The organism is Lentilactobacillus sp., from assembly GCF_040773105.1.
Taxonomy (GTDB): domain Bacteria; phylum Bacillota; class Bacilli; order Lactobacillales; family Lactobacillaceae; genus Lentilactobacillus; species Lentilactobacillus parabuchneri.
Genome location: NZ_JAXGWW010000319.1, coordinates 1 through 1776, shown reverse-complemented (window position 1 = coordinate 1776; position 1776 = coordinate 1). Strand labels below are relative to the sequence as shown.

The window sequence follows — 1776 nt, the reverse complement described above, 5'->3', positions numbered from 1 at the left end:
GAAGTTGTGAAAACCGCCCTCAACGATGGCATCAGCTTGCTTGATACGGCATTTATGTATGGACTAGGCAAATCCGAAGAAATTATTGGAGATGTCACTCAGAATTTTGATCGTTCCAACTTCGTCATTGCCTCTAAGGCTGCCCAGGATCCAAATAACGACTTAAAGCCCAATAACGATCCCAAGTTCCTCACCAAATCAATTGATGAGGCGTTGGAACGCTTAAAAACCGATTATATCGATATCTTCTACATTCACTTTCCAGATGATCACACACCAAAGGCCGAGGCCGTGGACGCTCTGGCTCAAGCAAAGAAAGCCGGAAAAATTCGAGCAATCGGAATTTCCAACTTTACGCTCGACCAAATTAAAGAAGCCAACGCGGACGACCAGGTTGATGTTGTCGAAAATCACTATAGTTTATTACATCGGGATGCCGAAAAAGAAGTCTTCCCTTACCTCAAAGCCAATCATATTTCGTTTGTTCCTTATTTTCCACTGGCTTCGGGTTTACTAACAGGCAAATATCACCAAAGCGATGCCGGTAAATTCAGCCAGTTCTCTACAGATGAATTTAACAACATTATCGCCAGTTTGGCGCGAGTCAAAGCAATTGCCGACAGACATCAAGCGACAATCGCCCAGACCATTTTAGCTTGGTATATCGCTAACCCTAACATTGCCGTGGTAATCCCTGGCGCCAGAGTTCCCGACCAAGTTGACAGCAACGCCAAGGCGCTGGACGTCCAGTTGAGCCAGGCAGAATTCAATGAAATTGATCAGTTGTTTTAGTGGATTCAAATAATCGATTACAAATTAATAGTTGAAATAAGGCCGAGTCGGAAGCGAACACTTTTGACTCGGCCTTATTTGTCTGGTAATTCCATATTATCTAATTGAACGCGCTCCAACCTGGCTGATGCTAACAAACGGCATCACATCTCAAAAATATAATCACGTACCTGCTGGGCGGCTCGCAAACCAAAGACAACAGTTTCCGATAGCGAGTTTCCACCGATGCGATTACCCCCATGAAGCCCGCCAACCACTTCGCCGACCGCATATAGACCGGGAATTGGCTGACCATCGTCTCTTAATACTTCAGCCTGATCGTTAGTTTTAACGCCACCCATTGTGTAATGAATCGCAGGAGCAACGTGAATTGCGGCGTATGGTGGCGTTTCAAGCAAGTAACGCCCTGTCTTGCGACCAAATGCAATATCCAGTCGATTAGAAACCGACTCATTCCACTTGTCAACAGTTCGAGAAAGGGTTTCACCATCCACGCCAAGCTCTTGAGCAAGACTGGTTAGATTATCAGCGGACTTAACTAAGCCCACATGATCATAAAAGTCAATGGCTTTGGCACGGCTTCGAACAGCCGCATCAAAAATTAGATATGCACCGGTACCGCCTAATTTTTCGATCGCAGCTGTGACCTTGTCGCGGGTTTCCAGTTCATTCACAAACCGGTTACCGTTTTGATCAACCAGGATTGCACCCTCGCCGCGGACGGTTTCGCCGATCAGATAAACATGATCGGTATCTTGCTGGACGGTTGGGTGAACTTGAATTCGATCCATATCAACCAACCTTGCGCCAATGTCTTTAGCAAGTAAAATGCCGTCCCCGGTGTTGCCCGGTTGATTAGTCGTCTGATACTTGTTTAAATCAGGTCGGTACTCGCTAATCAATTTCTTGCTTGCCCCAAAACCACCCGTAGCGATGATAACGGCCCTCGATTGGATTATTTGTTGACCCACCTCGGTTTGAATT

At 46.1% G+C, this 1776-nt stretch carries 2 protein-coding genes; one reads left to right on the top strand and one right to left on the bottom strand.

The genetic code is table 11. The annotated features are described in order from the left end of the window. Positions 1-792, top strand: a 792-nt coding sequence (locus AB3112_RS11260; protein WP_367334544.1) for an aldo/keto reductase, incomplete at its 5' end; no start/stop codon positions are given. Positions 793-935: 143 nt separating this feature from the next. On the opposite strand, the gene AB3112_RS11255 is transcribed toward AB3112_RS11260, so the two are convergent. Continuing rightward, positions 936-1776 (bottom strand): flavocytochrome c (locus tag AB3112_RS11255; RefSeq protein ID WP_367334543.1); only part of this gene is annotated, 841 nt, incomplete at its 5' end.